The 6,000-nt window shown below is 45.2% G+C and carries 5 protein-coding genes; all 5 read left to right on the forward strand.

The features are described from left to right. Window positions 1-70: 70 nt before the first annotated feature. The 5 genes from ADA01nite_RS05805 (at window position 71) to ADA01nite_RS05825 (ending at window position 5,882) form a co-directional block, all read left to right on the forward strand. Window positions 71-250: a hypothetical protein gene (locus ADA01nite_RS05805; RefSeq protein ID WP_146809017.1), complete on the forward strand. Its 180-nt coding sequence runs from the start codon at window positions 71-73 to the stop codon at window positions 248-250. A 585-nt stretch (window positions 251-835) separates the two neighbouring features. Next, window positions 836-2,671, forward strand: coding sequence for a glutamine--fructose-6-phosphate transaminase (isomerizing) (gene glmS / locus ADA01nite_RS05810; RefSeq protein ID WP_146809018.1), 1,836 nt, complete (start codon window positions 836-838; stop codon window positions 2,669-2,671). 173 nt (window positions 2,672-2,844) lie between these two features. Then, window positions 2,845-3,243, forward strand: a complete 399-nt coding sequence (locus ADA01nite_RS05815; protein WP_307724480.1) for a hypothetical protein — start codon at window positions 2,845-2,847, stop codon at window positions 3,241-3,243. A 232-nt stretch (window positions 3,244-3,475) separates the two neighbouring features. After that, entirely contained in the window at window positions 3,476-4,390 is a 915-nt protein-coding gene (locus tag ADA01nite_RS05820; RefSeq protein ID WP_170230158.1) for a diacylglycerol/lipid kinase family protein, read from the forward strand. A gap of 22 nt (window positions 4,391-4,412) precedes the next feature. After that, window positions 4,413-5,882, forward strand: a complete 1,470-nt coding sequence (locus tag ADA01nite_RS05825) for an alkaline phosphatase family protein (protein ID WP_146809020.1) — start codon at window positions 4,413-4,415, stop codon at window positions 5,880-5,882. Window positions 5,883-6,000: the final 118 nt, after the last annotated feature.

Below are 6,000 nucleotides of genomic sequence, written 5' to 3' on the forward strand. Positions count from 1 at the left end.
AATTTAATTTTTTTATTAAGAATAACGATCTGTTAACAGGACAAGCTATAGATAGATGGAGGTGGCTTTTATGTCAAAACGTGTAAAATACAACATAAATCTGGACCATAGGCGCCAGCAAACCAACCAGGCAACCCCGGGCAAACAGGACAGTGAATTTGCAAGCGCTACAGATACCCAGGCAGTGCGTCTGGACAAGCTGCAGCCGGGGGGAGATTCGCAGAGCCAGCAGCCGCGCGGTAGCGAATAGTGACAATCCCCGGCACTACCGGGGTTTTGTAACAAAATAAAAAGCTGACGATCATAGATTGATCATAATTTTGTAACAGGGTATTAACGTAGCAACCCTACAATAAAGTTACATACCATCGAATTCTATCTAATAGTGGTGCGGAGGCTTCCTTACTAGTTTTTTATTTCAAATCAAAGGAGAGTGCTGCGGTATGGATTATAATGTTATTGTCATGAGCGGAATGATTTTTTTGACTGTATGCACGTTGTTGGGGGCTGTTCCGGCACTGCTCCTCTATCTGGTAAAGAAAAACGCAAAGGTATAATGAATAGCTGACATATGGAACCGTGCCTCTGTATTTGCAGGTGCGGTTTTTTCGTGTGCTTGGCCCCCGCATTTGAAAAATCAGACCGAGCAGCGATAAAATATTGAAAAATACGCTGGGTTCCCACGATCGCGTTATTCCGCTCGCATTCAGCACCTGCACCGTTTCTCGCTTTTTTATGTAAGGAAATCTGACGCGGCAGGTGTTGATTTGTGGATTCCCCTGCTCCGATTCGTTATAATAGAGAAGCGGGGGGAAGAAAGAAAGGATGGACTTGGATGAGTGGCATTGTAGGTTTTTTAGGAAATCGCAGTGCGGTGCCGATTCTGCTCGATTGCCTGGACACGCTTGACTACCGGGGCTATGACTCAGCGGGCATCGCGGTGTCCGATTCGCACAACATCGAAATCAGAAAGGCGGTCGGCCGGATTAAAGATTTACGGACGCTTCTGCTGCGCGAGCCGGTAAAACAGGGTACGCTTGGAATCGGTCATACGCGCTGGGCCACCCACGGTACGCCGTCGGCGACGAACTCCCATCCTTTAACGGGCTGTGATCATCGCTTCGTAGTTGTACATAACGGAATCATCGAGAATTATCCGCAGTTGCGGCGAACGCTCGTAAAACAGGGACATACATTCAAAACGGAGACAGACACGGAAGTCATTCCGCATCTGCTTGAGGAATACGATACGGGAGATTTGGAGGCGACCGTACAGCACATACTGCCGATGCTTAAAGGCTCGTTTGCACTTGCGATTATGTCGGAGGCGCAACCGGATATGATTGTCGCTGTGTCGCAGGACAATCCGCTTGTCCTGGGACTGGGGCGCAGGGAAGCGTTTCTCGCGTCCGATATCCCGGCGCTTCTGCCGTACACGCGCCAGATCTACCCGATTAAAAATGGCGAAATCGCAACGCTTACTCCTGGTAAAATTACTATCAAACATATGGACGGCACGGTGGTAGAGCCCGGATATTCGCTTGCGGATGAGACGGTATATGACGTGCTTCTGCACGAATATGAACACTATATGCTAAAAGAAATTTGCGATCAGCCGAAAGCGCTGGAGGATACGCTGGCAGGCCGACTGAAGCCTGAAGGTGTACAACTGCCGGAGCTTGAAGCTGTATGGACGACAGAGGCGCTGAAGAATTTGCGCAAAATCGATATCGTCGCCAGCGGTACGTCCAACCATGCGGGCATTATAGGCAAGAAAGCTTTTGAACAGCTGTTGGGTCTGCCGGTGGAAGTCACGTATTCATCGGAGTTTATTCATGAACACGCCGCGCTTGATGACCGGACGCTGGTGATTCTCTTAAGCCAGTCCGGCGAGACGGCGGATACGCTGTCGGCACTGCGTGAAGCGAAGAAATGGGGCTGCCCGACACTTGCGATTACAAATACGGCGGGAAGCACGATTTCGCGGAAAGCCGACAGCACTCTGCTGACGAAGGCCGGACCGGAGCTTGCGGTCGCGTCCACCAAAGCGTATACGTCGCAGATTGCGGCCATGCTGCTATTGTCCGTCTGGATGGCGCAAAAGCTGGAGCTTGGGGACGTAGAAAAAAGGCAAGAACTGCTGGACGCGCTAGCTCGTCTGCCGCGTGACGTAGATTCTACGCTCATCATGACACAGGATGCGATTGACCAGTTTGCGCAGCTTATTGACGATCAGGAGCATCTATTTTTAATTGGGCGCGGCCTTGATTATGTGCTGGCGCTTGAGGGTGCGCTGAAGATGCAGGAAGTAGCGTACATTCATGCGGACGCGTACGCTGCAGGCGAGATGAAACATGGCACGATGGCGCTGATTACACCCGGTGTGCCGGTGATTGCGCTGGCGACTCAGGGTCATGTGTTCGATAAGACAGTCAGCAATATTAAGGAAGTAAAAGCGCGTGACGCGTTCGTCGTCGGCATCACCCGCGTCGGTGACGATTTGCTGGCGGAGGAGGCGGACGAGGTGATGTATATCCCGGATACGCATCCGCTGCTGATGCCGATTCTGGCGGCGATTCCGCTGCAACTTCTGGCGTACTATTCCGGCAAGGTACGCGGCCATGATGTGGATAGACCTCGCAATTTGGCGAAGAGTTTGACGGTGGAATAATAGATTTACGATTCCCCTCCGCACTGATGATTTACAATAAAGTATTGTTCTGAATAATAAAGTTCTGTTGTAAATGAGAAATTACAATAAAGTGCTGTTTTGTTGTACTACTGTTGTTGGACGGGAATTATCAGTTACAGCGCTTTCTGGAGCAGGAAGGGGCTGAAGTTGAAGTGCAATCCATTACGGCCTGGATTTTATATCTCATTTGGGATGTACGCTATGACACGGTAAGGCGAATGGGGCTAAAGCAAGCGGATTTCGGACGTTATAGATTGGAAGGAAAAAATCCTCGTTTGCATTTGGGCATGTTATGGTTGGCTGAGCGGGCAGTTGGACTATGGTTTCAAATGTATGCCCGAGCCAGGGGTCTATACGGTTATCATCTCCCTGATATGGATGAAATTGCACGTGTTGCCCATGCTCATTATGATAATCACCTGCATGGTGGAGAAGGGCATATGGAAGTGGAAAAGTTGATTCTCAACGTGGTAAAGCGGAATTTGCAATGTCTTATAAAGAGAGCGACAAAAACAGAAACATTTTCATACCATAACGTAAGGAAGTTGTAAATCTACGCTAGGAAACACCCTATTCTTTTGAGATAGAAGAAGGCTGTTGAGAAAATCTCAACAGCTTTTTTAGCTAGAGCGGACGTTAGCAGCGCCTTCTCACTTCGCCGCCTTAAACACATGCTTCCTGTATTACATGAAGAAAAAATGGTAAGAAATAAGTGTTGGGTTTAGAAGTTGAGTTTTTATCGAAAAATAGAACAAATAAAGTGGAATGCTAAAAGGAGAAAACATGGTTATTTTTATTGTGAATCCCGTTTCAGGAAATGGGCGAGGGAAAAAAATATGGTCACAATTAGAATCCGTTTTGGAGGAAAGGCAAATTGTCTATACGGTTCACTTCACAAAAGGCCCCAAGCATGCAACGTTTCTTGCAAAAGAAATACTAAAAGTATCAAAAGTAGAAGCGGTTATTGTTGTGGGAGGAGATGGCACATTACATGAGGTGGCTCAGGGGCTAATTGGAACCCATATTCCTCTGGGTTGTATTCCGGCTGGTTCAGGCAATGACTTCGCACGGGCTTTTCGTATTTCAACAAATAGTACAAAAGCTTTAGATATGCTTCTTTCCTCTAAACCGTATAAGATAGATGTTGCTCAAATTAACGATGGTTTCTTTGTTAATGGAGCCGGCATTGGATTTGATGGTGCGGTAGCAAGAATGACGAATGAGTCAAAGATTAAATGTTGGCTAAACCGTATGAAGTTAGGCAGGCTTGCCTATGTAATTATTGCGCTCAGGTTGCTTTGCACGTTTCGTCCAATTGCACTTACTCTTACCATTGATGGGAAACACTATTTTTATAACAACGTATGGTTAATCGCCGTATCGAACATTCCATTTTATGGAGGGGGTATGAGCATTTGCCCTGATGCGATGTATGATGACGGACTGCTTGATTTGTGTATCGTAAGCAATATCAACCGGTTTCATTTTTTGCGAAGCCTGGTAAAAGTCTTCAAAGGAAAGCATACATCCGAACCGGGAGTCATCATGATGCGCGGGAGGAAAATATCTGTTCAATCCAAAAAAACGTTACCGATTCATACGGACGGAGAATGTTACCAACCCACTTCTGCTACCATTAACGTCCAAAGGCGAGCGCTCAATGTTCTGTATGTGCCTTTCATGAATAAGTCTTGTTAAATAAAGTGAAGGATAAGATGAGATGAAAAAGGTAATTTTACTTCTTATTGATTCGTTAATGCCAAACATACTGGAAGATTGTATGCGACAAAAAACGGTTCCAGCGCTTCAGTTTTTAAAGGACCGGGGAAGATATTGGTCTAATTGTGTTACCGTTTTCCCAACCATGACGGCTTCCGTTGATAGTTCATTATTAACAGGTGTTTATCCTAACGTTCATCGGGTTCCCGGACTTGTCTGGTATCATCCTGAGGAAAAAGCAGTCATAAATTATCTTAACGGATGGAAGTGTGTCAGAAAGCTGGGGCTTTCTGCTTGTGCGCAGAACGTTCTTTATAATCTTAATGAAAAACATCTAAGTAAGAAGGTTACGACGCTGTTTGAAGAATTAGAAAATAGAGGGAAAACATCCGCCTCCATCAATACGATTATTCATCGAGGAAGCAAAAAGCATCGCGTTCGACTTCCTTTTTTCATGAACCTGGCAACCGGGTTTCGCTTTCGTGGCGATATCTCTGGCCCGGATGTATTGACACTGGGGGCTATGGTTCAAACGAATGTAAAGCAGAGAATTCCTTCAAATATACAAGGATGTAGACGCCGGTACGGAATTAACGACAAATATGCCGTACATGTAGCAAAACAGCTTATTAAGTCCAATCATCAACCGGATTTTATGCTGGTATATCTTCCGGATAACGACCATGAAATACATAGAAAGAGTCCTATTCATGCGGAGGAATCTTTGATCCGAGTGGACCATCGCATACAGGAAATTTTAAACGTGTTCAATTCCTGGGATGATGCATTGAATCAATGCGTGTTTATTGTGACCAGTGATCATGGACAGACACATATTGGAAAAGAAAAAGAGTTCAATATCGACCTGGATAAGCTGCTGGAATCATTTCATATCCTTCAACTGGGAGAGAATGTAAGCGATCATGACCTTGTAGTCTGTAATAATGAACGAATGGCTTATATATATCCGTTGAAACAGGATAAGCAACAGCAAATTTTGCGACACCTGCTGTCAGAGTCGCGAATTGATCTCATCGCCTGGAAGGAGGGAAGAGGCGTTTCGGTAAGAGAAGGGGGATCGGGTAGAGCGGTTTATTTTGAGCCGGGTGGATTAAATGTAGATATCTATGGGACAACATGGAACATTACCGGAGAATGGGCTACATTGGATGTAAAGTTAGATGACGGAATTTTACATTACGGGGATTATCCGGACGTGCTTTCCAGGTTATACGGAGCGTTGTATTCTCAAGACATTCCTTTAATTGCTGTGACTGCCCGCCCAAGATATGAATTTAAAAGCCAGTTTTATCCTGTTCATTTAGATGGCGGAAGCCACGGTTCTTTGCACAAGTATGATTCGATGATTCCTCTTATCATAACCGGAACAGAACACCGCATAAATGAACCGCCTCGGTTAATCGATGTAAAGCACTTTATTATCAATATTTTTGAAAATTTTCCAAAATAATCACTTCCGGTAGAGAAATAATAATCGTATGAAGTATGCCAGTAACTCCCTTAAAAACGATAAATAAAAAAATAAATACTGAACAAAATGTAAAAGTCAATATAACTTATTCTTATGT

The sequence above is a fragment of the Aneurinibacillus danicus genome (assembly GCF_007991215.1).
Taxonomy (GTDB): Bacteria; Bacillota; Bacilli; order Aneurinibacillales; family Aneurinibacillaceae; genus Aneurinibacillus; species Aneurinibacillus danicus.